General features: G+C 40.2%; 36 protein-coding genes and 1 pseudogene. All 37 read right to left on the bottom strand.

Translation table 11 applies throughout. The annotated features are described in order from the left end of the window. Window positions 1-128: 128 nt before the first annotated feature. Window positions 129-3,782, bottom strand: a complete 3,654-nt coding sequence (locus ASU35_RS06075) for a multicopper oxidase domain-containing protein (protein ID WP_058352155.1) — start codon at window positions 3,780-3,782, stop codon at window positions 129-131. 11 nt (window positions 3,783-3,793) lie between these two features. Next, on the bottom strand, window positions 3,794-4,699 hold the full coding sequence (locus ASU35_RS06070; protein WP_058352154.1) for a DUF2935 domain-containing protein: 906 nt from the start codon (window positions 4,697-4,699) through the stop codon (window positions 3,794-3,796). Between the two features lie 84 nt (window positions 4,700-4,783). Beyond that, complete coding sequence (locus tag ASU35_RS06065) at window positions 4,784-6,496, bottom strand: ABC transporter ATP-binding protein (protein ID WP_058352153.1); 1,713 nt, start codon at window positions 6,494-6,496, stop codon at window positions 4,784-4,786. A 116-nt stretch (window positions 6,497-6,612) separates the two neighbouring features. Beyond that, window positions 6,613-6,744, bottom strand: a complete 132-nt coding sequence (locus ASU35_RS20450; protein ID WP_278278062.1) for a hypothetical protein — start codon at window positions 6,742-6,744, stop codon at window positions 6,613-6,615. Window positions 6,745-6,811: 67 nt separating this feature from the next. Beyond that, a complete protein-coding gene (locus ASU35_RS06060; RefSeq protein ID WP_058352152.1) occupies window positions 6,812-8,629 on the bottom strand; it encodes a radical SAM/SPASM domain-containing protein in 1,818 nt (605 codons plus the stop codon). A gap of 317 nt (window positions 8,630-8,946) precedes the next feature. Beyond that, window positions 8,947-10,767: a helix-turn-helix domain-containing protein gene (locus tag ASU35_RS06055; RefSeq protein ID WP_058352151.1), complete on the bottom strand. Its 1,821-nt coding sequence runs from the start codon at window positions 10,765-10,767 to the stop codon at window positions 8,947-8,949. Between the two features lie 232 nt (window positions 10,768-10,999). After that, window positions 11,000-11,257 carry a helix-turn-helix domain-containing protein gene (locus ASU35_RS06050; RefSeq protein ID WP_058352150.1) on the bottom strand — a complete coding sequence of 86 codons (258 nt, stop codon included), beginning with the start codon at window positions 11,255-11,257 and terminating at the stop codon, window positions 11,000-11,002. Then, a pseudogene (locus ASU35_RS18585) lies at window positions 11,254-11,474 on the bottom strand (type II toxin-antitoxin system RelE/ParE family toxin); the annotation flags it as partial. The pseudogene ASU35_RS18585 and the gene ASU35_RS06050, both read right to left, overlap by 4 nt. Continuing rightward, window positions 11,455-12,429: an MFS transporter gene (locus ASU35_RS06045; protein ID WP_242861210.1), complete on the bottom strand. Its 975-nt coding sequence runs from the start codon at window positions 12,427-12,429 to the stop codon at window positions 11,455-11,457. The gene ASU35_RS06045 and the pseudogene ASU35_RS18585, both read right to left, overlap by 20 nt. Then, entirely contained in the window at window positions 12,396-12,671 is a 276-nt protein-coding gene (locus ASU35_RS20100) for a hypothetical protein (RefSeq protein ID WP_058352148.1), read from the bottom strand. The genes ASU35_RS06045 and ASU35_RS20100 overlap by 34 nt, the downstream gene beginning before the upstream one ends. 241 nt (window positions 12,672-12,912) lie before the next feature. Then, on the bottom strand, window positions 12,913-13,194 hold the full coding sequence (locus tag ASU35_RS06035) for a hypothetical protein (RefSeq protein ID WP_058352147.1): 282 nt from the start codon (window positions 13,192-13,194) through the stop codon (window positions 12,913-12,915). Between the two features lie 352 nt (window positions 13,195-13,546). After that, window positions 13,547-14,215, bottom strand: coding sequence for an ATP-binding cassette domain-containing protein (locus ASU35_RS06030; protein ID WP_147525394.1), 669 nt, complete (start codon window positions 14,213-14,215; stop codon window positions 13,547-13,549). A gap of 37 nt (window positions 14,216-14,252) precedes the next feature. Then, window positions 14,253-14,393, bottom strand: coding sequence for a helix-turn-helix domain-containing protein (locus ASU35_RS19160; protein WP_147525393.1), 141 nt, complete (start codon window positions 14,391-14,393; stop codon window positions 14,253-14,255). A gap of 141 nt (window positions 14,394-14,534) precedes the next feature. Beyond that, complete coding sequence (infA, locus tag ASU35_RS06025) at window positions 14,535-14,753, bottom strand: translation initiation factor IF-1 (RefSeq protein WP_058352145.1); 219 nt, start codon at window positions 14,751-14,753, stop codon at window positions 14,535-14,537. A 10-nt stretch (window positions 14,754-14,763) separates the two neighbouring features. Beyond that, window positions 14,764-15,549 (bottom strand): type I methionyl aminopeptidase, encoded by a 786-nt coding sequence (map, locus tag ASU35_RS06020; protein ID WP_058352144.1) that lies wholly within the window; start codon window positions 15,547-15,549, stop codon window positions 14,764-14,766. A gap of 5 nt (window positions 15,550-15,554) precedes the next feature. After that, entirely contained in the window at window positions 15,555-16,196 is a 642-nt protein-coding gene (locus ASU35_RS06015) for an adenylate kinase (RefSeq protein ID WP_058352143.1), read from the bottom strand. 96 nt (window positions 16,197-16,292) lie between these two features. Then, the gene (gene secY / locus ASU35_RS06010) at window positions 16,293-17,627 is read right to left on the bottom strand and encodes a preprotein translocase subunit SecY (protein ID WP_058352142.1); all 1,335 of its coding nucleotides are present in this window, start codon (window positions 17,625-17,627) and stop codon (window positions 16,293-16,295) included. 2 nt (window positions 17,628-17,629) lie between these two features. After that, window positions 17,630-18,070 carry a 50S ribosomal protein L15 gene (gene rplO, locus ASU35_RS06005; protein ID WP_058352141.1) on the bottom strand — a complete coding sequence of 147 codons (441 nt, stop codon included), beginning with the start codon at window positions 18,068-18,070 and terminating at the stop codon, window positions 17,630-17,632. Between the two features lie 35 nt (window positions 18,071-18,105). Beyond that, a complete protein-coding gene (gene rpmD / locus ASU35_RS06000) occupies window positions 18,106-18,288 on the bottom strand; it encodes a 50S ribosomal protein L30 (RefSeq protein ID WP_058352140.1) in 183 nt (60 codons plus the stop codon). Window positions 18,289-18,304: 16 nt separating this feature from the next. Then, the gene (rpsE, locus tag ASU35_RS05995; RefSeq protein ID WP_058352139.1) at window positions 18,305-18,814 is read right to left on the bottom strand and encodes a 30S ribosomal protein S5; all 510 of its coding nucleotides are present in this window, start codon (window positions 18,812-18,814) and stop codon (window positions 18,305-18,307) included. Between the two features lie 19 nt (window positions 18,815-18,833). Next, the gene (gene rplR / locus ASU35_RS05990; RefSeq protein ID WP_058352138.1) at window positions 18,834-19,202 is read right to left on the bottom strand and encodes a 50S ribosomal protein L18; all 369 of its coding nucleotides are present in this window, start codon (window positions 19,200-19,202) and stop codon (window positions 18,834-18,836) included. A gap of 18 nt (window positions 19,203-19,220) precedes the next feature. Then, on the bottom strand, window positions 19,221-19,763 hold the full coding sequence (gene rplF / locus ASU35_RS05985; protein ID WP_058352137.1) for a 50S ribosomal protein L6: 543 nt from the start codon (window positions 19,761-19,763) through the stop codon (window positions 19,221-19,223). A gap of 43 nt (window positions 19,764-19,806) precedes the next feature. Further along, window positions 19,807-20,208, bottom strand: coding sequence for a 30S ribosomal protein S8 (gene rpsH, locus ASU35_RS05980; RefSeq protein WP_058352136.1), 402 nt, complete (start codon window positions 20,206-20,208; stop codon window positions 19,807-19,809). A 16-nt stretch (window positions 20,209-20,224) separates the two neighbouring features. Continuing rightward, the gene (locus tag ASU35_RS05975; RefSeq protein ID WP_058352135.1) at window positions 20,225-20,410 is read right to left on the bottom strand and encodes a type Z 30S ribosomal protein S14; all 186 of its coding nucleotides are present in this window, start codon (window positions 20,408-20,410) and stop codon (window positions 20,225-20,227) included. A gap of 16 nt (window positions 20,411-20,426) precedes the next feature. Then, window positions 20,427-20,966 carry a 50S ribosomal protein L5 gene (gene rplE / locus ASU35_RS05970; protein ID WP_058352134.1) on the bottom strand — a complete coding sequence of 180 codons (540 nt, stop codon included), beginning with the start codon at window positions 20,964-20,966 and terminating at the stop codon, window positions 20,427-20,429. A gap of 23 nt (window positions 20,967-20,989) precedes the next feature. Beyond that, window positions 20,990-21,295 carry a 50S ribosomal protein L24 gene (gene rplX, locus ASU35_RS05965; RefSeq protein ID WP_058352133.1) on the bottom strand — a complete coding sequence of 102 codons (306 nt, stop codon included), beginning with the start codon at window positions 21,293-21,295 and terminating at the stop codon, window positions 20,990-20,992. Between the two features lie 13 nt (window positions 21,296-21,308). Continuing rightward, window positions 21,309-21,677 carry a 50S ribosomal protein L14 gene (gene rplN, locus ASU35_RS05960; RefSeq protein WP_058352132.1) on the bottom strand — a complete coding sequence of 123 codons (369 nt, stop codon included), beginning with the start codon at window positions 21,675-21,677 and terminating at the stop codon, window positions 21,309-21,311. Between the two features lie 24 nt (window positions 21,678-21,701). Beyond that, window positions 21,702-21,956, bottom strand: coding sequence for a 30S ribosomal protein S17 (gene rpsQ / locus ASU35_RS05955; RefSeq protein WP_058352131.1), 255 nt, complete (start codon window positions 21,954-21,956; stop codon window positions 21,702-21,704). Window positions 21,957-21,999: 43 nt separating this feature from the next. Continuing rightward, window positions 22,000-22,200, bottom strand: coding sequence for a 50S ribosomal protein L29 (gene rpmC / locus ASU35_RS05950; protein ID WP_058352130.1), 201 nt, complete (start codon window positions 22,198-22,200; stop codon window positions 22,000-22,002). Beyond that, entirely contained in the window at window positions 22,190-22,627 is a 438-nt protein-coding gene (gene rplP / locus ASU35_RS05945; protein ID WP_058352129.1) for a 50S ribosomal protein L16, read from the bottom strand. The genes rpmC and rplP overlap by 11 nt, the downstream gene beginning before the upstream one ends. Then, entirely contained in the window at window positions 22,627-23,286 is a 660-nt protein-coding gene (rpsC, locus tag ASU35_RS05940; RefSeq protein ID WP_058352128.1) for a 30S ribosomal protein S3, read from the bottom strand. The genes rplP and rpsC overlap by 1 nt, the downstream gene beginning before the upstream one ends. 11 nt (window positions 23,287-23,297) lie before the next feature. After that, a complete protein-coding gene (gene rplV / locus ASU35_RS05935) occupies window positions 23,298-23,687 on the bottom strand; it encodes a 50S ribosomal protein L22 (RefSeq protein WP_058352127.1) in 390 nt (129 codons plus the stop codon). Between the two features lie 39 nt (window positions 23,688-23,726). Further along, window positions 23,727-24,005, bottom strand: a complete 279-nt coding sequence (gene rpsS, locus ASU35_RS05930; RefSeq protein WP_058352126.1) for a 30S ribosomal protein S19 — start codon at window positions 24,003-24,005, stop codon at window positions 23,727-23,729. 13 nt (window positions 24,006-24,018) lie between these two features. Continuing rightward, window positions 24,019-24,864, bottom strand: a complete 846-nt coding sequence (rplB, locus tag ASU35_RS05925) for a 50S ribosomal protein L2 (protein WP_058352125.1) — start codon at window positions 24,862-24,864, stop codon at window positions 24,019-24,021. A 54-nt stretch (window positions 24,865-24,918) separates the two neighbouring features. Next, window positions 24,919-25,218, bottom strand: coding sequence for a 50S ribosomal protein L23 (gene rplW, locus ASU35_RS05920; protein WP_058352124.1), 300 nt, complete (start codon window positions 25,216-25,218; stop codon window positions 24,919-24,921). Continuing rightward, the gene (rplD, locus tag ASU35_RS05915) at window positions 25,218-25,838 is read right to left on the bottom strand and encodes a 50S ribosomal protein L4 (RefSeq protein WP_058352123.1); all 621 of its coding nucleotides are present in this window, start codon (window positions 25,836-25,838) and stop codon (window positions 25,218-25,220) included. The genes rplW and rplD overlap by 1 nt, the downstream gene beginning before the upstream one ends. Before the next feature lie 25 nt (window positions 25,839-25,863). Then, on the bottom strand, window positions 25,864-26,496 hold the full coding sequence (gene rplC, locus ASU35_RS05910; RefSeq protein ID WP_058352122.1) for a 50S ribosomal protein L3: 633 nt from the start codon (window positions 26,494-26,496) through the stop codon (window positions 25,864-25,866). Window positions 26,497-26,573 lie beyond the last annotated feature (77 nt).

Raw genomic sequence — 26,573 nt, 5'->3', positions numbered from 1 at the left:
CATCCTCCTTATACTCTAGTGCCTATTACTGCACCTGTGTAGTAATATATCATATCAGCAAGCCTTTTTCAATAAAAAAAGCAAGGAATACCTTATGAAATTTCTGGCACTCCTTGCATTTTTTCGTTCTATCTTCTCTTTATTTTCTCTACAGCTTTCTGACAAGCTTTTTTGCACTTACAACCAAAGCCTTTTTTCAGTACACGGAAAATTCCCCACATACCGGATTCTACATCCCACTTCAGACTGCCGGAGCGGTAGAGATAGTCTCCCGGACAGGAGGCTCCATCCTTTAGCTCCATATTATAGGTATTTCCAATACTCACAGCCCCCTGCAGCGGAATCTCTCGGGAATAGGCATCCCCTGGCTGCTCTCTCCACACATGACCGTGGACTGCAAAGCTTACATTTCTCGGCTTATCTGCAGGCATCATCGTTCGGAAAATAACTCTTTCACCCGAGTAGGCTTTGAAAACTGGCGTCGCTGGATCCTTATGCACCCTGCTGCTAAATACCTTTGAAATCCTGTCATCCTGTTTAAGCCGGTTAGCAAAACGTTCCGAGCGGTAATTATAGCCCTTTTCTCCGGTATCCTCTGCGTCCGGCTCTTCCCCTACTTCAGTAGCCGTTGTCTTAATCAGATTTCCTTCCTTATCTAAAAGACGGATTCCATTTTGAATCATAACAACGCACTCCCGGAAGCTTTCTGCTCCTGGTGCACTGATAACCGCCTCTTCCTCATAAAGAGCCGGGCAAAGCGAAAAGCTATTATACCACCTTGCTCCTGGTGGTTCTATTACTGCTGCACCAAACAAACCGTGATATCTATGGTTTCTCATGTCGCCAAAGGACTGCAGGATACAGGAACCATATTCCTTATCGGCATACCACAGGTATTTCTTACTTTCTCCGATACCTACCGTCTGCTCCTGATTATTATAGCCTACATTGATACCGGAATCCTTTACCGGGTCATAGCTTAAAAACTGCGGATTCAGAGAAACCCTTACCGATGGCGTATGCTCACAATCCAGCGGAACCCTTGGATAGTCAAAATACGGAATCGGCTTTTGCGGGTCAAAGAGGTTGTGAAGGGTCACCTCTATCCACTCTCCGGCATTAGCACGAAGAATCAATGGCTTTGGCTGGTAATCCTTGTCACACAGAGCCCGCTCTGCCTCTTTCAGTGGTACAAACAAGAGTCCATTCGGGTCATGGTCTCCATATCGGTTATACCGGATATCCCTTTGAACCGCCGCTACCTCGTATTTCCGAATCACCGCATCCCAAGCCGGACACAGCGGCAACGGCAGTATCCTGTCCCTTCCCTTACACAGAGGCTTCAGGCATTTCTTCGGCTTTTCGTAGGCTCTCAGAATTCCCCAAAGTCCCAGCCATGCATCATCAATTCCTCCAAAATAATAGAGATAATCTCCTGCGGCATATCCTTTTGTGATGTGGATATTAAAGGCCTCGGAAATACCTATGGTCTGGGAGGCCGTATCCGGTGAAGCCGGATCAGAAGGCTCCTTTTTCCAGGACAGACCGGTAAGGTTAAAAGCATGCTGTTCTTCATGAGCTCCGTCCAGCAGACGGATTATGATTTCATCTCCCGGATAGGTTTCCAGAATCGGTGTGGCCGGGTCTCCATGCACCAGGGAGCTGAAAATATAGGCCGGGTCATCATGACATTTTAGTCTCTCCCGCATCGGCTCCGAGTGATAATTAATTCCCATAACACCAGGGTCATCATGGGAGCCAGGTACCTCCGGTGGATTTAAAGGACGCCCCTTTTTATCAAAGAGCATGGAAAAATCATGCACAAACAGGGCAAATTCCCGGAAGGAGGTACCATCCTTTCTTCTTATCACTGCCCGCGGACCGTATTTTAATTCCTTTCCATTCCGTATATTATGGAAGGTTGCCCCAGCCTCCTCCACAATCAGAGCACCAAACACTCCATGCATCTGATGGACATTGGCAAACAGGTGGTCATGGAAAAACACGGTACGAAGCTCCGTATTTGCAAAAAATCGTTCTATCAGGGTTTCGTATTTTCTGGCTCCGGCAATATTGTTCCAGCCATTGGCCGCTCCATCGGAAACAATCGTGTCAAATTTTACAAGATGGATATGATAGCCGGTAATATCCGTCAGCGTCCTCATCTGGAAAGGACTTTCCTCCAGATATTCCGGAAGCAGATTGGTAAACCGCACCTCAATACAGTCTCCGGCATTGGCACGGATAACCAGCGGCTCTACGCGTATTTTCCCTGCCTCTACCTTCTGTATATAAGCCTCCAGTCCACCATGCCGTTCTAACTCCTCCTTCATAACAAAGAATCTTCCCTGCGGGTCATTCCAGCCATAGCGGTTATAGATAAGCTTTGCCTGCACCAGAGCAATTTCAAATACCTTTGTCTCTACCTCACATGGACAGGTATCTGTATAAAGGGCTCCCGGCTCAAAGCCCTCCACAAAATTTGCTCTCTCCAGCTCAGTTGGCTCATTCGTAGGATTTCCATCCATATCCAGCACTCCAAGTGGCGGCTGAAGCGGTCTTTCCCCTACCGTTCCATTGATAAAGTTCGGATAGCCCGGATGCTCTTCCTCCTTTTTCGGAGGCGGCATACGATCCTTTAGTGGCATAAGCGGCGGTATTCTTGTACCGTCCGGCAGTTCTCCATCTCCCTCCTCCAGGCGGTCATGTATCCTCCACAAGGTCCACATTCCTTCATGAAAATGAGGATACAAATGGCAATGAAAAATAGCATCTCCTATCATTCCATTCAGACTGCCGGCTCCATGAAGAATATCCAGGGTATAGCACTCCTGAGGACTGATAGAAATAGAATCAATAATGGTCGAAAGAGGATTTTCTCCCTCCAGCCTCCACTGATGATTGTGCAGGTGGAAAACGTGAGTCTCCTTCACTCCTCCATGAATCAGCCGTATCTTGGACGGGTCTCCTACATAAGCCCGTAAAATCGGCGGTGCAGGGTCACCATAGACCCAGGAGCTCATGGAAATATCCTCTCCGGTATCTGCATGGTCATCCGTAAGAGGTTCTCTGTTTCTCATCGGCTCTGAACGGTAGCTGATGGCTGTCGTAGCCGATGGCAGCCCCGTATGAGGGTCTTTCGGCTGTTCTCCATCCTTGTTTTTTATCTCCAGCTCATCATGGAAAAAAACGGCATATTCCCGAAAGGCTGGCTTTGTCGGATGATAAATATCAGCAAACAAGCCGCTTTCCAGCTCCTCGCCTGTCTGTGGGTCCAGCCATTTTGATTCTGCTGCCTCCACGATTATCGCTCCAAAAAGCCCGTGTACATTAGTTCCCTCTTCACTGCTTCTGGTATCTCCCATGTCGCTGAACAGATAAACACCCTCCCGGACAGCATACCAGGTATAAACAATACCGTTCTTTGTCGTAGAATCCCGGTTAAAGCCTACGCTTGCACCGTCTGATGTCTGTACATCATAGGCGAGCCCCTGTACATGGATGGACAGGTCACGCTTCAGGGAATGATGGAAGGTGACTACAATTTTATCCCCTACATTAGCACGAATCACTAAAGGCTTTACCCCTTCATAAGGCTGTGGTACCTCCTGGGAAAAATTACGGATTGCCCCTTCCCGCACTCTGTCAGCATCCTTCTTCAGTACATATAAAAGCCCATTCGGGTCATGGTCTCCATACTTATTGTAAACAATAGGAATTTCAATAGCTTCAATCTCATAATACCTTGTTTTCCCAAGGTCCGGATAACAGCACAGTTCCATTTCCCCACCTCCTAAGCTCTACGGTCACAGCTTAAAAGCCGGATATAATGATTTGCCTCCCGGAGTACATGGTCTGCAAGCAGAGGTAAAATAATAGAGGCAATTTTATTATCTAAAATTCCCTCTGCACCTGTCGCTTTAAACTCACGGTATTTTATCGTTTCCTCTAGGGATTTTCTCGTCAGCTCATCCATGGCTCGCATATCCTGCCGCTTTGCCATTTCCAGAAGCCTCTTATAATCCTCGGCAAAGCCGTCTGCCATATCAATCAGCTCCTCCTCCGTAGGATCCAAAAGTCCCCGGATAAACAAAGCATGCTCCATCATAATCCGGTTCCAGAAGCGTTCTGTTTCTCTAAGATCCTCATAGCAGACCATATCATTTCTCTCAAGCCCCTCTATCGTGGCCCGGTACAGCTTCGCTTCCCGAAGTATATGCTCTATCAAAAGAGGATAATTGGTATTAAAAAGCTCTCCCTCTCCAATTCTCTGAAGCATTGCCTCCTTAAAACGGATCAGTTCCTTCAAAAGCTCCATGGCTCTTCTATTAATCCCCTTAGCTATCCGGTTAAGCTCTCTATTTTCTCTCCGCGGGCAGCCTGGCAGGAGCCTGTGCTGCATCCGGGAAATCCGGCTGTCAATCGGGATTCCGCTTAAGCCTTCCGTTTTTCTCTCTGCCGGTATAGTAAACTCAGTCACCACTTCTCCTGAATTCAATATACAGCTTCCCACTCTTCCATTGGCAAGACCTGTTACATCTCTTAACAGCGCCTCAAACTGCCTCCGCAGCCAATCGGCCTTCTGTATCCAGGCTGTTTCCTTACAAGGGAAGCCAGCCTCCAGGAAAAGTGCATGCTCTCTCATAATTCTTGCAAAAAATAAATGGGTTTCTATTGATAAAACAGCATAATTTTCCATAAGTCTACATATCCTTTTTATTTAGATTTCTCTATAGTATATGCAGAAATAGGGTCTCCAGCTCCTGAATCGGAGGCTACCCGCTCATTCATTAACGGTATACAGGCTGTAGAAAAATTCCCGTTTTGCCATCAATTCATCGAAGCTTCCCGTTTCTATAAAATTACCATGGTTCATAGCTAAAATACAGTCATACTGCTTCAATATATCAGCATCTAATTTATGTGTTACTACAATCACTGTCATTTCCGGCTGACTCAAAATAAGCTTCTCAATCTGTGAAGCCATTTTCTTGTCCAGGCTGGAAGTAGCCTCATCTAAAAGCAGTACCTTTGTCTTTTTCAAAATTGCTCTGGCAATCGAAATTCTCTGCTGTTCCCCGCCGGAAAAATTATTTCCATTCTCGTGAATAACAAAATCCAATCCCTCCGGCTGACGCTCCACTACTTCCCTCAACCCGGAGCTTTCCACTGCATATTGAATTTCTTCCTCGGAATATTCCTGAAACATGGTAATATTATTTCGCAGGGTGTCTTCAAATAAGAATACTCTTTGATGAATCATAGCTACCTGGGTACAGAGAAATTCTTTATCCAGGTTTCTAAGTTCACAATCTCCCCAGTAAATATTACCATCATAGGTATCATAATATTTCATCAAAAGCTTTACCAGCGTTGATTTTCCAGAGCCGCTGTTGCCAACAACCGCATATTTTTTATTTTTCTCAAACTGAAAATTTAACTTGTGTAAAATTTCTTTCTTTTTCTCATACCCAAAGGAAAGCTCTTTTATTGTCAGTGGCATAACAGAATCCACATTCTTCACCAAATCTTTATTATCCTTCTTCGTCTGCTCATCAAAAAGCATCTCAATCTTTTGAATATTTGGAAGAGCCGAACGTATCGTCAACAACCCCTCTGCAATATCCTTCACAGGATTGTTAATACTGGAAATCAAATAAAAAATACTCATAATCGCACTGGCCGGTATCTTTCCAATATAAGCCATATATGCCGCAAATAAAAGCTGCATAATAATCACCAGGTAAGTCAGCATAAGTAAAAATACAGAGAAAGGATTCTGAAATTTCCTCACCTTATATTTTGCATTTTCTACCTTTGTAACGCTTTCTTCAAAAAGTGTGCCAGCTTGTTTTGTTGCATGAAAACTTTTTACAACCTCAAATCCATTCAACAAATCCTTCAGCTTTCCGTTATAGTTTTCCATCTCTTCGTAGACGAATCTTTCTCTTTCGGTAATCTTCTTCCCAAACAATATAGGAATAGAAGCCAGAAAAAAAGCTGTCAATATAACAACTATCGCAATAAACACGTTATAATAAACTAAAACCAGAGTACAAGCTATAAAAATACAAATTCTATCTATTATCATAGGTATTGACTGGAAATATTGATTTTCCAGATTCGCTACATCATTATTTAAAAGTGAAATATACCTTGCACTGTTGCTTTCCGTAAATTCTTCTATATTCTTATTCATAATGGTTTGAAAAACATCTGTTTTTAGTTGCAGATTCATATTTTTCAGTAAAACTCTGCGAAAATAAACAGCTACATTCCCCGTTATCATGCAAAAGCAAAAAACTCCGGCCACAGCACACAGAAGACTTAGAATTGAGGGCACGGTCATACGTCCTGTAATTTCATAAAGCTCTTGAAATATGAAGGACCACAAGCTTTCCCCTATTCCGCTCAAAATAGAAAAACTAACCAGTCCAAACAGAACCCCTTTATTTTTTATAAAATATGAATTAATTTTAACTTTTTTAGATTTCATAAGCTTAAGTTCTCCTTATTGGGATATAGGCACTATATAAATTTGATTCCTCAAAAGTATACAGCACCTATATAAATTGTTACTCTTATTTTACAATAATTTCATCGGTAAAATAATTAATACATACTTTTTGTTCCACCACAGCCTAATCCGCAGGAGCCAACATTTTCTGCTACCTTCTCTGCATCTAAAATTTCTTCCTCTGAAAGATTTTTCATTTCTACCTCTACTAAATTTTTGATTTCCATTTACTTTTCCTCCGTGTTTTTTATTTATTCAAAAGCATTTTTGCTTAAGAACCAATGTTCAATTTTATTACTTCCCTATTGCTTCATTATAAAAGAATGCTCTCTGCTTTTCACTCAAATTTGCTATAGCTAACATAGAATAAGCTGTGAATTTTTTAACATCATCACATTTTGCCTTTTCAATACCAGAAGAAAAAATATCCCAGCTACATTCTCCACAAAATTCTTGTGCCCAGCAATTTCGACACTTATCATAGTTGTCCTTATTAGTATATTCCCTTAAATTAAGAGTTCCCTCTTCTATCAGATTACCAATTTTATAATCTGCATTCTTTATAAATCTATGACAAGGATAATAGTCTCCATTACCCAGCACGCAAATCATTCTATATCCAGCCAAACAGAAGAGGTTATTTCTATAGCCTTTATTATTTAAATTACTCTGTACTTGCAGTAATTTCTTTCCTATATCAGCAGATAATTTCCTATTCTCATTCATTGTTTTACAAATACAATGAATATAATCTTTTACTGAATCCTCTTTAGCATCTGGCTCTAATTCACTTCCATCACAATCTGCTATATACACAGTCGAAATACCAAACTCTTTTTGCAAATAGTTTCTCAATTCATCTCTGCTCATTTGGTTTTTCTCATGAATTTTAGTATAAGTAGCTTCCAGCATAACAGGTGCGGCATTTTTTTCTTGCATTCTTTCTATATTACGATGAATGACACTATACGTTCCTGAGCCGTCCTGACGTACTCTTAATTTATCATTAATTTCCTTCGGCCCATCTATACTGACAGTTACCTTAATTCCATATTTTTCTATTGCAGTGATAAGCTCTTCATTCATTTTGACTGCATTTGTAACCATTGTAAAGGTTGGCATACTTTCCAATTTCCCTTGCGAAACTAATTCCGCACAATAATCACATACTCCAGTAATTACCTCAGGATATAAGGACGGTTCTCCTCCAAAAAAGAAAATGTTACGAATTGTATGGATTCCTTTTCTAAGTAAGCTCTTTATAATTTTTTTTGCTGTATCTATTGTCATAATAATATTTTTCTTATGCAAATAAGTCCCTGCCTCTGCATAACAATATTTACATCTAAGATTGCAACCTAATTGGAGCATCAACTGTAAATTATCCAATGTTTTATTATCCATATAATTCCGTGCAGATAAATTCGGACGGTATTCCCTATATGGGAAACTATCTGTAATCATTCTTCTATATGCCATTTGTTGAAGTTTACTTAAAACATTACTTTCATATTTTGATTGCCAATGTTTAATTTCTTTTGCAGTTTCTCTATCTACAACTTTAGCTTCATTATTTGCTTTATGGTAAATAACGCCTTTTTCAAAGTCGTCATTGTAAATAACCTCTATACTATATCGTTTCTCTGAATAGTTTTCATAGCCTTCCTCAATAGAACAAACAATTCCTACTCCATTCTTATCAAATCCTTTAAATATTATATCCTCTTCATTTATTACTGCAAATATAAGCGGTAAATCATAGCCTATATTTTTGGCCTCTTTTAATAAAGAAATATAATAATTATCATCTGCTGCTGAAAACTGAAGTTCTCCCTTTCTTGTGTTTGGGTGTGAATGAATAAAAATAAGTATTTTGTTTTCTTTTGTAAATCCCTTTAATGCTGCATAAAAAAACTGTCTATCAATTTGCATCAAGTTTCTGGAATCAGCTTGTACATATTCTTCCATATCAAAATATTCCTCTAGTTCTATGCAATCCCCTTCTTTTTCTCTTCCAGAAACCAAAAATGCTTTTTCTTTATTTTTATCTAGTAAAGAAACAATTTTCACAAGTATATAATTACTATCAATTAAATATAAATGTTTACTCATCTTTTATGCAGCTCTCCTTTTTCGTAACTTCTGACTCCAATTATAACTAAAAAGCCTAGAAAGACCATGACGAAACTGGAAAATATTTTTTTCCAGTTTCGTCATGGTCTTTTACTAGAATATTCGATATACTATACTACAAAATTACATCAGAGGAGGAAAATCCCAAATGAAAAAAACTTTAAAAAAACACCTAGCATCACTTATTATTTTTTCCCTATTAGTCTGTTCACTCCTACAAACTAATACCAACCAGGTTCCTAAAACAGAGAGCCATATCTCTATATGTGATTTTACCGATGACTATGATAAGTAAACTACTCTAACCTGCATTTAAGAACATCCTCTACATGCTCTTTTACTTTATGTTTATTCTTAAAGTCCTTATATAGCTCACACAGATAATATGCCTGTCGATACGTCTGCAGGCATATTTCTTTTCCCTCCCGCTCCTGAATATAGCCCTTTAATATCAGGTTTTTTCCTATCCGTATCCCTACACCGATTCGGATACCTTCTTCAATTACTTCTTTCACATACTCCATTGCCTGCACCAAATCGTCTGTTTCTTCCGTATGGGAAGCCAGATTGCTTAAAACCATAAGAAAATCTCTTCCATGCTCAGAAGCTCCCAGTTCCTTTTCTACCTTACTTTCTTTAAAATAATCATAAAGAGCTTTTAAAATCTCAACCGATTTCTTTTGTTTTCCCTGCTTTTTCCATCGGATGGCCATGGAATTAAATAGACTGATTTCTACTGAAGTCAGCTGCTTTGGTAGTGGGAAACCATCCTCCTGCTTTTTTAGCTTTAGCTCCAATGCACTCTCTAATCTTTGCAGTGCCTCACTAGCACTTATTTTTTCAAGACTTTCATCTATTGCTATATGGTAAAACTCAAGATACTGCTTATTTTCTACTGCTGTAGCATCGATTTCAAATTCAATTTCTTTTAACAGCTCTTCTGCCTCTTCATATCTTTGCAGGATAACCGCCTTCCGAAGCTGTTGCCCTTTTTCCAAGGTTTCAAATTGTTTTACTTTTAAATCCGTGTTATAATATCCCATCCCTAATTCCAGCCTTTCCATAAACGCATGAAAATTTTTAATGGTAGGATTACGTTTTCCCCTTTCGATTCTTGACAGAGTTTCCGGTGCACAGATTTGCTCACTTAATTCCTCCTGAGTCATTTCCTTTCTTTCCCTTGCCCTGCTGATTAATTCATCAATTACCTGCTTTTCCTGCGAAGCTTCTTTTGTAAATGACACAAGATTTTCATTTTCTTCCACGATTCCTCTGCCATATTCTAGCATCAGCTCTGAGAGTGCCTGGTATTCTTTTTTTCTAAGCTCAGCATTTTCTATAGAAAGCCCCTGCTCCAGACAGAGCAGCTCCATCTGCAATGCCTGTGGAAGCAGAAGCAATACTCCGTTTTTTACCTCTGCCTCAATGACGGCTTCACAGCATCGGTAACATTCCTTCCATTGCTTTTGATTTCTTTTGAGCCGAGCCAGCAAATACATGGTCTGTGCCATTCTTTTGTCCGCCGCTTCCTCATCGGTTATCTTTTGCCAGATATACTGCTTTATAGCTAATAACAGCTTTTCTACATTTTTAGCCTCTGGTTCCAGTGCATATGCATACAGCAGAAGTAAAACCGTTTCTGTTTCACTCAGCCAAAGCTCTCTTATATCAGCCTCTGCAAATTCCGGTAATGTCTCGGAAATCGCCTTCTGCAGATATTCCTCTGCCTTTTCTTTTTTCTCCCATGAAAGATACAAAAGCCCATACATCCGATATATATCCTGCCTTCGCAATGGCTCCTGTATTTCCTCTGCTTCCAGCTCTAAAAGCTCTTTTTCTGCCCGCTCATACTCCTTCAGCTCCAGAGAAATCTCAATATTCCTCCGTTTTACAAAATAGGAGAACTCCTCCAGCGTTAATACGGTATCTATCATATATGGATTTTTGCCCAGACGTTGCATCAGGGCATTAAATACGAGAATATCCGGACGCCGTTCTCCTACCTCCAGGCGGCAAAGTGTGGCTACAGAACAAAGCCCTCGGCACAAGTCTTCCTGGGAAATCCCCTTCTTAAGCCGCAGTGTATACACCATCCTTCCGATTTCTTTTATCTTCACTCTATCATCCTCTCAATCCACTTTCTCTACTGTTTGTTTTATTATATCTGTTCTGGACAGGATAAACAAGAACTTTCCTAATTGAATAAAATAAAGGAGACTTCCATACTTATACTTTAAGTTGCATGTTTATCGAATATCATCAAAGTACTCTTTCGTGCTCAACCGGGTCATGACCCACATAATAAAAACGCCCGGCATCTGATAGATTTCAGACACCAGGCCTAAATTTTTAAACTTTTGCCTTCGGTACAAATTCAATTTTTAAAACCATTCCCATACCTTCTGCTAGCCGCTTCAACAAATTAAGAGATGGGTTTCTTGTTCCATTTTCCAGTTTGCTAATATCGGCCTGATTAATCCCCGTTCTTTCCGCTAATTGCTTTTGTGTCAGATTTTGGGAAATCCTTGCATCTACGATTGCTCTGATAACATCCATCTCTGGCTGTATTCTTTCATACTCTTCTACAAAACTATCCAAGGTTTTCATTTTCTATTCATCCTTTCCAAATAATCTTTTCTACGCTTCTTTGCCCGTTTTATCTCGCTCACGGGTGTCTTTTCCATCTTTTTCATAAATCCATTTGTTAAAATTATTTTCCATCATAATAGAAAAAATATAATACCCTTGATATATCTGTTCCGACTTTTCCACGAATTTCAAAAATCCCATCTTCTAAATATTTACTATAGGGTTCTCTTATTTCTATATTTATAATAAAAAACAACTAAAATTAATATATCTGAAATCATCGCCACAATTGCCACAATCCATGCCGTATTTACAGCAGTAGCTTCTGTTAGCAATCCCAAAAAATTAGTAATCAAAAAACCTCCTACTGCTTGAATTGTACTGAATATAGAGCTATAAGTAGCTCTTGTTTCACTTTTGATATAATCACATACCCAAGTTGATGTAGATGCCTGTTCTACTCCAAAACCAAACTCAACTAATCCTGCTGCAACTATAAAAATAGTGAGTGATTGGAAGGTTAAAAGGAGTCCGAACCCCAGAATACTGATTACTATTCCTAAGATAGAAGTCATAAAACTATTAATCCTCTTTGTTAATATACTTACCGAAAAATTTCCCATCATAAGCAAAATCATAAATGCTATAAGAAAAACTGCTAAATATTTATTTTTAATTTCTATTATCTCCGTAGCATAAATTTGCCAGTATAAAACAAAAGCAATAAATGAAGTATAACAAATAATATTCCGTAATGCTAATACTACTAATTTTTTTTCTTTTACAAAATCTTTTAAATAGATATGCATTATGTTAAATATATTGTTACCGTTTATTTCTCCATAATTATCTTCACCAATAATCAAAGCAGTTATACCTGCTATAATTGCTGTACAACCAGCTATAATAATTGGTAACCGTTCTGCTATACCAATAAATATATATGAGCTAATTAATGCAATTATTGAAAAGAAACGAACACTTGCCTGAATTCTAGGGAATATTTGATCTCGCTTTTCATATACTCCATAAGCAATCATCTGATCAATCAGCCATGCAGAAGGAGCTCCGGAAATTAATGCCAATCCCAATGCCATTAATACCATTGCTGGCAAAAATAACCAAAAATTTGTTGAAAATGCAAATTGTAGGATTCCTAATCCCCATATAATAAATCCGTAAGCCGCCACTTTTTTCTACCCATCTTGTCTGAAATAGCTCCTGTCGGGTAGTCAAATATTGCTAACAATATTTGTTCAATACTGAATAATCTTGATATTTGTATAAGTGTCAGCCCTTTTGAACGCATAAAAGCAATATATATTGAGCCAAACAATTTATCTGCTAATTCATATAACAACATTATACTTATATACAATTTCTTAATTTTAGAAAATCCTTGCAAATAATTATTGCTACTTCTATTATTCATCTATATGCTCCTTCTTCTGAACACAATGCCGATACCGGATCATTTACTATCCCTTTAAAAATATCTCTTAATTCCTTAGTTGCCTGATTATTAATTATATATTAATTAAAATAATACTGACCAATATAATAACTAAGTGCTTTATCTGGATCAATATTAAGTATTAATATCATGGAATTCTGAAGACCTTTTTCAGATTTCCTGTTTGGTATGCCGTTATATAGGTGACAGTATTAAAAGATTAAAACACTAAAGAACTCGCAAGAAAGACAAAACCTATCACAAGACAGGCAATACAATACTTTTGGTACTTTACATTGTCAATGGAGTCTTTTTTTAGATACAATATTAACAAGGTATAATAAAAAACAAATATAAGATAAACGAATACACTTATAATATATGTATCTAAGCGTTGCTCTGACGGAATCATATCTCTCATCCGACTTAGTCCAAGAGCAATATAGCCCCATAAAGCAAATGGACCTACTGTAAGAAGATTAAGTGATAATTTTTGATTCATATATTCTAACCTCTTTCCTGTAACTAACTCCCAATAACTTGTTTATACATTTTTGTTGTATCAATTAAATGCCCACCAGAATTGATTAATCTTTACCCTGTTCCTATTCCTCCTTTAACTATTTGAGAAAGTGCAGAATTATCTATAGTAGCTGTATCGGAAGATATATATACATGTCTATACTGTGAACCAATACAATTTGTTGTTTCTAGTTTCAACCACATTATATTTCCTATTCTCTAAAAAGACCATGACAAAACTGGAAAAAATATTTTTCCAGTTTAGGATATAGGCACTATATAAATTGGATTTCTCTAGTTTTATGCAATCCTCTTTTTCTTTATTTTTTTCATCATACCGAAGAATTTAAAAACAAGGTTTTATTGCAGATCTTCTTCAATGCCTCCCTATGGGAAGTCAGTATTAAAATAGCCCCCGTTTCTTCCACATAGCGATTTACATTTTTTATGATCTCCTGTTCATTTTCCTCATCTAAGGCACTGGTCGCTTCGTCTAGGATCAAAATCGGCGGTTTTCTTAGTAAAACCCTTGCCAGAGCCAGCCGCTGCTTTTGTCCGCCCGACAGATTTTTACCATTTTCGGCAATCAGATGCTCCAGCCCGTTTTCCTTTGCAAATCCGCTTAAATTCACCATCTCTAAGGCGTTCCAGATCTCCTCCTCGGAAAAGCTCTGCCCCAGCTCCAGATTTCTTCGCAGGCTTCCCTCCAGAATGATCGACTCCTGAAACTGGATTTTTATATAACGAAACAGCTCCTCCTCTTCAATCTCCGCAATATTGCAGCCATTAAGTCTTATTTCTCCTTCCCGGACAGGATAAAAGCCGCAAAGCAATTTTAAAAAGGTACTTTTCCCTGCTCCGCTTTCTCCCTGGACAAAAATCTTATCCCCGGCTTTAAATTCTTCGTGGATATTTTTGAGGAGCCCTCCCTTTCCCTTCCATCCAAATTCAAAAATGTCTACAGACAGAGTGAGTTCACCCTGCCCCATGGGATCAGGCACTTTTCCCTCCGCTGCTTTCTTTTCTGTAAATAAATACTCATATATCCGGCCGCCGTTCCCCTACTTCCATGCGGCAAAGCGTGGCTACAGAACAAAGCCCACGGCACAGATCCTCCTGGGAAATCCCCTTCTTAAGCCGCAGTGTATACATCATCCTTCCGATTTCTTTTATCTCCACTCTATCATCCTTTCAATCCACTTTCTCTACTGTTTGTTTTATTATATCTGCTCCGGACAGGAAAAACAAGAATTTTTGCTCAATAAAAAATCCCGCCCGGATGCCTTTTACCGCTTCCGGACGGGATTTTACTTTTTGTCTTTATTTATCTCTCCAGATAATTCTTCCCTTTGTCAAATCATATGGAGAAAGCTCTAAGGTTACCTTATCACCAGGTAAAATACGGATAAAGTTCATTCTTAATTTACCGCTGATGTGGGCCAGTACGATATGGCCGTTTTCCAGCTCTACCCTGAACATGGCATTTGGGAGCTTTTCCACAACGGTTCCTTCAATTTCAACTACATCTGCTTTTGACATGTCTAACCTCCTATATTTCTACGTTGGATATGTTATGCTTAAACGTTGGCAGGGATAAAAGCTCCGGCTCGCCATCCGTAATCAGTACTGTGTTCTCATAGTGAGCAGAAAGGGAACCATCCTGGGTTACTACGGTCCAGTCGTCCTCCAGCCACCATACATCATAAGCACCGGCATTTACCATAGGCTCAATGGCAAGGGTCATACCCGGCACCAGGCGGATACCGCGGCCTACCTGCTTAAAGTTCGGTATCTGTGGGTCTTCGTGAAGATTCGTGCCGATACCATGCCCGACCAGATCCCTTACCACAGAAAAGCCATTGGCTTCTACATACCGCTGGATTGCCCTGGAAATATCATATAAATGATTTCCTGGCTTTGCATATTTGATGCCCTCAAAGAAGCTCTCCCGGGTAGCATCTATCAATCGCTGTGCTTCCGGACTGATTTCACCTACTGCATGGGTACGGGCTGCATCAGAATGATAGCCCTTGTAGATGACACCGGCGTCCAGACTGACGATATCGCCTTCCCGGATAATATGCTTTTTATTTGGAATTCCGTGCACCACTTCGTCATTGACAGATACACATATGGAGGCAGGGTAACCGTTATAGTTTAAGAAGGATGGTGTGCAGCCATAGCTTCTTATCAGCTCCTCGCCCAACCGGTCAATATCCTTCGTGGAAATACCCGGCTTAATTGCCTTTGCTAATTCATCGTGAACCTGGAATAAAATTTTACCGGCTTCACGCATTAATTCAATTTCTCTGTTAGATTTTATTGTCACAGACATTTAAATCACCCTAATATTCCTGTAATAGCATTGAATACTTCATCCATGCTCCTTGTTCCATCTACTTCTTTTATAATGTTCTGACCTGTATAGTAGTCAATGAGAGGCTTTGTCTGCTCATGATAAACGGAAAGTCTCTTCTCTACTGTCTCCTTTTTATCATCATCTCTTAAAATCAAGGTGCCGCCACAGGCATCGCAAACGCCCTCTGTCTTTGGAGGGTTAAAGACTACATGGTAGCTTGCACCACATTGGCTACAGGAACGTCTACCAGACATTCTCTCAATAATAGCTGAGTCAGGAACCTCTACATCAATAGCATAATCTATCTTTTCTCCTCTTTCAGAAAGAGCGGCATCCAATGCTTCTGCCTGAGGTATTGTCCGCGGAAAGCCATCCAGAACATAACCCTTCTTTGCATCCTCCCTAGCCAGACGATCCACTACCAGGTCAACCACCAATTCATCCGGAACTAAAAGTCCCTGGTCTATATATGTCTTTGCTTTTTTACCCAGCTCTGTATTATTCTTTATGTTCGCTCTGAAAATATCTCCTGTAGAAATATGTGGGATAGCATACTTTTCTGCGATTTTCTTGGCCTGAGTACCCTTGCCGGCACCAGGTGCTCCCAGCATAATAATCTTCATACCTTTTTCTCCTTTACTTATAAGGGGGCTATGAATACTTTCACCGCCCCCTCTTAACATTTCACCTATACAGACTAAACATCCCTAACAGGCTCTTTAGTCATTTAAAAATCCTTTGTAATGACGTACTAACATCATGGACTCAATCTGCTTCATAGTCTCCAGAATAACACCAACGATGATGATAAGGGAGGTTCCACTGAAGGAAACGTTTGCACCAAAGGCACCGGAGAAGAAAATCGGTACAACTGCTACAATTGTAAGACCTACAGCACCAATGAAAATAATGTTGTTGAGTACCTTTGTCAGATAATCTGTGGTAGGCTTTCCTGGACGGATACCAGGAATAAATCCACCCTGCTTCTTCATATTATTGGATACCTCAATCGGGTTAAAGGTAATTGAAGTATAGAAATATGCGAAGAAGATAACTAATACAATATAAGCTAACAATCCCAGGGTATATTTAAATTCACCAAAGCTTGTGAAATTACACCATGCACCCTGGTTGCAAACCTTTAACAGCTTCTGGATTAAGCTTGCACCAGCTCCGGAAGCCGGGCTTATGCCCATAAAGCTGGCAATTACGATTGGGAAGGATAACAGGGAGCTGGCAAAAATAACAGGAATAACACCTGCAGTATTTACCTTTAAAGGAATATGAGAGGACTGGCCTCCAACTAACTTTCTTCCCTGAACCTTCTTTGCATACTGCACAGGAATCTTTCTTTCGCCATCCTGTAAAATAATGATAAAGATTACCATAGCCAGGATAACGGCCAGAATAATAACGGCTGCAATGATCTTATTCATAATAGATGCATTGGCGATGAACTTATTGTAAAGTGACATCATGTCGTTTGGAATTCTGGATACGATGTTAATTAACAGGATAATGGAAATACCATTTCCTACACCGTTCTGTGTAATTCTCTCACCTAACCACATTAAGAATGCGGAACCTGCAGTAAGAGAAACTGTAATAATGGCTGCATTTGTGAAGGTTAAACCTCCTTCAAGCAGACCCTGATTACCAAATCCAATTGCCATAGCTAAGCTTTCTACTACAGCTAAAACAACGGTTACATATCTGGTATACTCTGCAATCTTCTTTCTTCCATCCTCGCCATCCTTCTGCATTTCCTCTAATTTAGGAATTGCAATTGTTAACAGCTGCATAATAATGGAAGATGTGATATATGGAGTAATATTTAATGCAAAAATTGACATCTGGGTAAAGGAACCACCGGTCATTGCATCAAAAAAGCTTAATGCTGTCTGCTGTTCAAACCAGCTGGCAAAAAAGTCTCTGTTTACACCTGGAATCGGAAGCTGGCATCCGAGCCTTACAATCAGTAAGGCTACGAATGTGTAAATAAGCTTTGTCCGAATATCCTTAATCTTAAGTGCATTACGGAGCGTCTTTATCATCCCTAGATCACCTCAGCTTTTCCACCAAGAGCTTCGATTTTCTCTACTGCACCAGCACTGAATGCATTCACCTTAACAGTAAGCTTCTTAGTTAATTCTCCATTTCCCAGAATCTTAACTCCGTCCTTAGGATTCTTGATGATACCTGTCTCCAGTAAGCTGTCGATAGTTACCTCTGCACCATCCTCAAAACGGTTAAGCACATCTACGTTAATTCCTACGATTTCCTTAGAGCTTGGACAAGTAAAGCCTCTCTTAGGTAATCTTCTATATAATGGCATCTGGCCACCCTCAAAACCTGGTCTTGGAGCTCCTGAACGAGCCTTCTGACCTTTATGACCCTTACCAGCGGTCTTTCCATTTCCTGAACCATGGCCGCGGCCTCTTCTAAAGTTGTCATTGTGTTTTGAGCCGTCTGCAGGTCTTAATTCAGATAAATTCATCCTGCTTGCACCTCCTTAATATTTTGGTAGTTCGATTAAATTTCTTCAACCTTTACTAAATGTTTTACCTGCCACAGCATACCCTTTACAGCGTCGTTGTTAGGCAGTTCAACGGTCTTGTTAACCTTCTTTAAACCTAATGCTTCTACAGTCTTTCTGTGCTTTGGAATAGCACCGATTGTAGACTTTACTAATGTTACTCTTAACTTATCTGCCACTTTATTTCCCTCCTAATTAGCCTAACAGCTCTTCTACAGAAATACCACGCAGCCTAGCTACTTCTTCCGGAGTCTTTAACTGGCTTAAGCCCTGAATAGTAGCTAATACTACATTCTGCTTATTGTTAGAGCCTAAAGACTTTGTACGAATGTTCTTGAAGCCAGCTAACTCAAGTACGGAACGAGCAGGACCACCAGCGATGATACCGGTACCTTCTGGGGAACGCTTCAGCATAACTGTAGCACTTCCGAATTTACCTGTAAAGTCATGTGGTACACTTCCGTTCTCATCTAAAGGTAAGCTGATTAATTTCTTAATCGCGTCTTCTTTTCCCTTACGGATAGCTTCAGGAATTTCAGCTGCTTTACCTAAACCAGCACCAACGTGTCCGTTCTTGTCACCAACAACAACCAGTGCAGTAAACCGCATGTTACGTCCACCTTTTACTACCTTGGTAACACGTTTGATTGATACTACTTTATCTTCTAATTCTAATTGACTAGCATCAACGATCTCACGTCTCATGTAACTTTTTCCTCCTTGCCTAGAATTCCAGACCAGCTTCTCTAGCTGCATCTGCTAAAGCTTTGATCTTACCCTGATATATAAAGCCGCCTCTATCAAAGACAACGTTTGTAATGCCCTTTTCTAATGCCTTCTTAGCAATTACCTCGCCTAACTTAGCAGCTGCCTCGACATTGTTTGTTTTCTCTAATTCTGCTTTTACGTCTTTCTGAAGAGTAGAAGCTGATACTAAGGTATTACCAACTGTGTCGTCAATAATCTGAGCGTACATATGATTATTACTTCTAAACACTGCTAAACGTGGTCTTTTGGCAGTACCTGCAAAACGATTACGAATTCTTCTGTGCTTATTTTCACGAATTTTACTTCTTGATTCTTTCTTAACCATCGTTTATTCTCCTCTCAATTATTTCTTACCAGTCTTACCAACTTTACGTCTAATAACTTCATCAGCATACTTGATACCTTTGCCCTTGTATGGTTCAGGTCCTCTCTTCTCTCTGATTTCAGCAGCGTATTGGCCAACTTTTTCTTTATCGATACCTTTAACAATAATCTTATTCTGTCCATCAAGAACGGACTCAACACCTTCTGGGTCTTCCATTACTACTGGATGAGAATATCCTAAGGATAAGGTTAAGGTCTTACCCTGCTTTGCAGCTCTGTAACCAACACCGTTAACCTCTAATACCTTCTCATAACCCTCGGTAACACCAACAACCATGTTATGAATTAAGGTTCTTGTTAATCCGTGTAAGGATTTCATTTTCTTTAAATCGTTTGGACGAGTAACGATAATCTCCTCGCCCTCTTTCTTAATTATCATCTCAGATGGTAATACTCTTTCAAGCGTTCCCTTTGGACCTTTTACAGTCACTTTATTATTTTCTGCAATATCAACAGTTACACCTGCTGGTATAGCGATTGGCATTCTTCCGATTCGTGACATGCCCGTACCTCCTATTTTCTAATAAATCACTCTTAGTTTAAACCTACCATACGAAAGCTAAAACTTCGCCACCAATACCAAGCTTTCTAGCTTCTTTATCAGTGATAACACCCTGATTGGTGGAAATGATAGCTGTTCCTAAACCACCAAGAACCTTTGGAAGATTCTCAGCACTTGTATAAACACGAAGACCTGGCTTGGAAATTCTCTTAAGACCGGTAATGATCTTAACGTTCTTATCCTGACCATATTTTAAGGTAATATGGATGCTGTTGAAGCCGCCAACCTCTTCTAATGTATAACTCTTAATGTAACCTTCCTTTAACAGAATATCTGCAATAGCAACCTTCATCTTTGAAGCAGGTACATCAACTGTATCATGTTTAGCAGTATTTGCATTACGGATTCTTGTAAGCATATCTGCAATTGGATCGCTCATTGTCATTTGGTTGTTCCTCCTTTTACCAGCTTGCTTTCTTAACTCCTGGGATCTGTCCTTTATAAGCTAATTCACGGAAGCAGATTCTGCAGATTCCGTATTTTCTTAAATAAGCATGTGGACGACCACAGATTCTACAACGATTGTATTCTCTTGTAGAGAATTTAGCAGGACGCTGCTGCTTTACCTTCATAGACGTTTTAGCCATGAAATTTACCTCCTAACTATTTTGAAAACGGCATACCAAACTGTGTCAGTAATTCACGAGCTTCTTCATCAGTATTGGCTGTGGTTACGAAAATTACATCCATACCTCTTACCTTGTCAACCTTGTCATATTCGACTTCAGGGAAAATTAACTGCTCCTTGATACCAAGTGCATAGTTTCCACGACCATCGAATGCGTTAGGATTAACACCTCTAAAGTCACGAACTCGAGGCAGAGCCAGGTTAATCAGACGATCAGCGAACTCATACATCTTTTCGCCTCTTAAAGTAACCTTACATCCGATTGCCATACCCTCTCTGATCTTGAAGTTAGCTACGGACTTCTTAGCTCTTGTAAGAACTGCCTTCTGTCCTGTAATAGTCTCTAAATCCTTAACTGCGGACTCTAAAACCTTAGCGTTGTCCTTTGCTTCTCCAACGCCCATGTTGATTACGATTTTCTCAAGCTTTGGTACCTGCATTACGTTCTTATAGCCGAACTTCTTTGTCATACCATCCATGATTTCATTTAAATATTTTTCTTTTAAACGAGCCAAAGTATATTTCCTCCTCTCTGCGATTAGTCAATAACTTCGCCAGTTGCTTTAGCGATACGAACCTTCTTGTCGCCGTCCATCTTAAAGCCAACTCGGGTAGTCTTGCCTTTATTTACATACATTACGTTTGAAATATCAATTGGGGCTTCCTGATGAATAATTCCACCATTTGGATTAGCCTGGCTTGGCTTAGCATGTTTCGTAATGGTGTTGACACCTTCAACTAATACCTTGCCGTCCTTTACGGAAAGAACCTTGCCTTCTTTTCCTTTATCTTTACCGGTAATAACCTTTACGGTATCACCCTTCTTAATCTTACTAGTTGCCACTGTCGACACCTCCTTATAACACTTCTGGTGCTAAAGAAACGATTTTCATGAACTGCTTCTCTCTTAACTCTCTAGCAACAGGTCCGAAAATACGAGTTCCTCTAGGGTTCTTGTCATCCTTAATAATAACTGCTGCGTTCTCATCAAATCTAATGTAGGAACCATCTTTACGACGGGTTCCATTTACTGTACGAACAACTACTGCCTTAACAACGTCACCCTTCTTAACAACACCACCTGGTGTTGCATCTTTGACAGAAGCAACGATAATGTCTCCAATAGCTGCATATCTTCTAGTTGAACCGCCTAATACACGGATGCAGAGTAATTCCTTAGCTCCGGTATTATCAGCAACTTTAAGTCTTGATTCCTGCTGGATCATACCTTAATTCTCCTTTCGACCTGATTATTTTGCTCTTTCAATAATCTCTACCAGTCTCCATCTCTTATCCTTAGATAATGGTCTGGTCTCCATAACTTTTACTCTATCGCCGATCTTGCACTCGTTGTTCTCGTCATGAGCTTTCAGCTTGTAGGTTCTCTTAACGATCTTTCCGTAAAGAGGATGCTTTACGTTGTCAACTACTGCTACTACGATTGTCTTATCCATCTTATCGCTTACTACTTTACCAGTACGCGTTTTTCTTAAATTTCTCTCCACAACAATTCTCCTTTCTATCAATCAGATGCACTTATACAGGCTATTATTTCGCCTGAGCAGAGATAACGGTCTGAATTCTTGCGATATTCTTCCGAACCTCTTTGATTCTACTAGTGTTATCCAACTGATTTGTTGCGTTCTGGAACCGAAGGTTGAACAGTTCCTTTTTAGCAGCTACTAATTCTTCATTTAATTCTGCAACAGATTTATTTGCTAAGTCCTTTACATAATTCTTACTCTTCACTGCCGGCACCTCCCTCTAAATCTGCACGAGAAACGACTTTACATTTTACAGGTAATTTGTGTGTAGCAAGACGTAAAGCTTCTCTAGCAACCTCTTCTGGAACGCCAGCGATTTCGAACATAACACGGCCCGGCTTAACTACTGCTACCCAATACTCCAGGGTACCCTTTCCGGAACCCATACGAGTTTCAGCTGGTTTTGTTGTTACTGGTTTATCTGGGAATATTTTAATCCAAACCTTACCACCACGCTTGATGTAACGTGTCATCGCGATACGGGCAGCTTCGATCTGGTTAGATTTAATCCATGCTGGCTCTAAAGCCACAATACCATACTCGCCGTGGGTAATCTTGTTACCTCTCAGTGCCTTACCTCTCATGGAGCCACGGAACTGTTTACGACGCTTAACTCTCTTAGGCATTAACATTATTTATCGCTCCCTTCCTTTTTTCCGCCTTTCGTTGGAAGTACTTCGCCCTGGTAAATCCATACCTTAACACCAAGTTTACCATAAGTTGTATCAGCCTCTGCGAAACCATAATCAATGTTTGCACGAAGAGTCTGAAGAGGAATAGTACCTTCGCTGTAGAACTCGGTACGAGCCATATCAGCACCGCCAAGACGGCCGGATACTGCGGTCTTGATTCCTAATGCACCAGACTTCATAGTTCTGGACATAGTGGACTTCATAGCACGACGGAAAGAAATACGATTCTCTAACTGCTGTGCAATGTTCTCAGCTACTAACTGAGCATTGTTGTCCGGTCTCTTTACTTCCTTGATGTCTACTAAAACCTTGGCCTTAGTAAACTTTGTTAATTCGTTCTTTAACTTTTCAATCTCAGCTCCGCCCTTACCGATAACAACACCAGGCTTAGCTGTTAAAATAATAATCTTTACTCTATCAGCAGAACGCTCGATTTCGATTTTTGCAACACCAGCACTGTATAATTTCTTCTTTAAGAACTTTCTGATATTGTAGTCTTCTACTAAGTTATCAGCGAAATCAGCCTCTGCATACCATCTGGAGTCCCAATCAGCAATAACTCCAACTCTTAAACCATGAGGATTAACTTTCTGTCCCATGTTTGCCCTCCTTATCTTTCATCAAGCACGATTGTGATGTGGCTCATTCTCTTTTCGATTCTATAAGCTCTACCCTGTGCTCTTGGTCTGATTCTCTTCATTGTTGGTCCCTTATTTGCGTAGCAGGCTGCTACATAAAGGTTATCTGGATTCATACCGTTGTTGTTCTCAGCGTTAGCGATTGCTGATTTTAATAATTTCTCTATTAAAGATGAAGCATATCTTGGATTGTAAGCTAAAATACCAAGTGCTGTTTTTACGTCCTTGCCTCTGATGGCATCCAGTACGAAACAAGCCTTCTGGACAGAAACCCGTGCGTAGGATAACTTAGCAGATGGTCTTGTATCTCTCTGGTTCTCATTTCTCTCTCTTTTAATTTGAGATCTATGTCCCTTTGCCATGAGTGAAGCCTCCTTTCAAATATACCCAATGTTAAATGACTATTTTCTACCTTTTTTCTCGTCCTTACCGTGACCTCTGTAGGTTCTGGTTGCTACAAACTCACCGAGCTTGTGTCCAACCATATCCTCTGTTACATATACAGGCACATGTCTTCTACCGTCATGTACTGCAAATGTATGGCCTACGAATGTAGGGAAGATAGTGGAACGACGTGACCAGGTCTTGATAACCTGCTTGTCGCCTGCTTTATTCATCTCATCTACTTTTTTCAGTAAATGAGCATCAGCGAATGGTCCCTTCTTTAATGAACGTGCCATGAATTATACCTCCTTATTTACCTAACGCCTTACCGTCTCTTCTTCTTACGATCATCTTGTTAGAGTGCTTGTTTTTCTTTCTGGTCTTCAAACCAAGAGCTGGCTTGCCCCAAGGTGTACATGGACCCGGACGACCGATTCCAGTCTTACCTTCACCACCACCATGTGGATGGTCATTAGGGTTCATAACAGAACCGCGAACTGTAGGTCTGATACCCATGTGACGCTTACGTCCTGCTTTACCAATGTTAATTAATTCATGGTCAATGTTTCCAACCTGTCCGATAGTTGCACGGCAGATGATTGGAACCATTCTCATTTCGCCAGAAGGAAGACGAAGTGTTGCATATTTTCCTTCTTTTGCCATTAACTGGGCACTGTTACCTGCGGAACGAACTAACTGACCGCCACGGCCCGGATATAATTCGATGTTGTGTACCTGAGTACCAACTGGAATTTCTGTAAGTGGTAAGCAATTTCCAACACGAACTTCTGCTTCTGGTCCGTTCATAACCTTCTGTCCCACCTTTAAACCGTTAGGAGCCAGGATATAAGCCTTCTGACCATCTGCGTAGCAGATTAATGCGATGTTTGCTGTTCTGTTTGGATCGTACTCAATAGTCTTAACTGTTGCTGGAATACCATCCTTATTTCTCTTAAAATCAATAACTCTGTATTTCTTTCTATTTCCACCGCCGCGGTGTCTTACTGTAATCTTACCCTGATTGTTACGTCCAGCAGACTTATTTAAAGAAACAAGTAAGGATTTCTCAGGAGTACTTGTTGTAATCTCAGAAAAATCAGAGCTTGTCATATGTCTTCTGGAAGGTGTATATGGGTTAAACTTTTTAATTCCCATGATGTTTCTCCTTTCTTCTATCATCCGGGGAAGAAGCCCCGATAGTTAGGCTTCTTATAAGCCTGCGAAAATCTCAATTTCTGCACTATCCTCAGTCAGCTGAACGATAGCCTTCTTTGTCTTAGCGGTCTTACCTACGGTATTTCCACGACGCTTGTTCTTTCCATCCAGGTTCATGGTGTTTACACTCTTAACCTTGGTTCCTGCGAACATCTTTTCTACAGCTTCCTTAATCTGAGTCTTTGTTGCATCTGTGTGTACAGAGAAAGTATACTTCTTTTCGTTCATAGCATTCATACTCTTCTCAGTGATGATTGGTTTTAAAATAATGTCATAGTATTTTAAATCTGCCATTATGCGTACACCTCCTCAAGCTTAGCAACTGCATCCTTAGTAATAACAACTGTGTCATACTTTAAGATGTCATATACGTTGATTGTGTTTGTGAAAGCAGCTCTTACTTCTGGAAGGTTTCTTGCAGAAAGAACTACATTGTCATCCTTTTCAGCAGTAACAACTAAAGCCTTGTTTACCTTTAAGTTGTTAAGAACCTCTACCATCTTCTTTGTCTTAATCTCATCTAACTTTAACTCATCAAGAACAACGAACTTGTTCTCGCTTACTCTGGAAGATAAAGCAGAACGGATAGCTGCTGCCTTTTCCTTCTTGTTCATCTTGAAAGAGTAATCTCTTGGCTTTGGTGCGAATACAACTCCGCCGCCTGCCCACTGTGGAGATCTGGTTGAACCCTGTCTTGCATGACCTGTTCCCTTCTGTCTCCATGGTTTTCTTCCGCCGCCGCTTACTTCGGAACGAGTCTTAGCACTCTGTGTTCCCTGGCGTTTGTTAGCTAACTGTAATACTACAGCCATGTGAACTAAATGTTCATTTATTGGAGCAGCAAATACTGTATCATTAAGCTCTAAAGAGCCAACTTCTTTGCCTTCCATATTGTAAACAGATACGTTTGCCATCTGTATAGTCCTCCTTCCTTAAAGCTTAGTTTGCCTTTACTGATTCTCTAATCATTACCATAGATTTCTTAGGTCCTGGAACAGCACCCTTTACTAAGATAACATTGTTTTCTGCATCTACTCTTACAACCTCAAGGTTCTGGATGGTAACTCTTACAGCACCCATCTGTCCTGGCATCTTCTTACCCTTGAATACCTTACTTGGGTCAGAAGCAGCACCGTTGGAGCCTGCATGTCTATGGAACTTGGAACCGTGAGCCATAGGTCCTCTGGACTGTCCGTGACGCTTGATAGCACCCTGGAATCCTTTACCCTTTGACTTAGCAGTTGCATCAATCTTGTCACCTTCTGCAAAGATGTCAACCTTGATTTCCTGTCCTACTGTGTACTCCTCAGCATTGTCAAACTTAAATTCTTTAAGATATCTCTTATTAGCAACACCTGCTTTTGCAAAGTGTCCCTTCTGTGGCTTGTTCAGTAACTTCTCTCTGATGTCACCGTAACCAACCTGTACTGCACTGTATCCATCGTTCTCAACTGTCTTAACCTGCGTTACTACACAAGGGCCAGCCTGTAATACAGTTACTGGAGTTAAAACTCCGTCTTCATTGAAGATTTGAGTCATTCCGACTTTTGTTGCTAAAATAGCTTTCTGCATTGTTGCACCTCCTATTTAATCTACAGCGGAGCGTTGTATAGACTAGCTACGGCTTCTGCTCAGCTCAAAGTCCTAAC

This window comes from Acetivibrio ethanolgignens, from assembly GCF_001461035.1.
Classification (GTDB): Bacteria; Bacillota; Clostridia; order Lachnospirales; family Lachnospiraceae; genus Velocimicrobium; species Velocimicrobium ethanolgignens.
The sequence above is the reverse complement of the archived record's forward strand: the minus strand, read 5'-3'. Positions and strand labels throughout refer to the sequence as shown.